This window comes from Psychrobacter sp. TB20-MNA-CIBAN-0197 (assembly GCF_040309765.1).
Classification (GTDB): Bacteria; Pseudomonadota; Gammaproteobacteria; order Pseudomonadales; family Moraxellaceae; genus Psychrobacter; species Psychrobacter submarinus.
Genome location: NZ_JBEOPC010000969.1, coordinates 1 through 256, shown reverse-complemented (window position 1 = coordinate 256; position 256 = coordinate 1). Strand labels below are relative to the sequence as shown.

Here is a 256-nt window from a genome sequence, read left to right as displayed (position 1 = left end):
ACCCTGACCATAGTGATTTATGGGAAACACTTTCTATTTGGTCAGAAAAAGTCGATAAGCCAAAAAAATGGATAAGTTACATATTAAACCTTGCAGCCTCAAGCCCAAGGCAGTTGAAATCATTCCAAAGAGGCCAAGTTGCTAATTTTCTTACTACCTCAGCTGGGGCTAAATTATTTAGTACTACAGAGCCCACACCTTTAGCTGAATGGTTATGTGTTTTTGACCCGCAAATAAGGATAGGAAACCCGAGTAA

At 39.5% G+C, this 256-nt stretch carries 1 protein-coding gene; it reads left to right on the top strand.

Features of this window, described 5'->3' with window-relative positions:
* On the top strand, nt 1-256 hold a 256-nt coding region (locus AAEY83_RS16755; RefSeq protein WP_351060900.1), incomplete at both ends, for a hypothetical protein.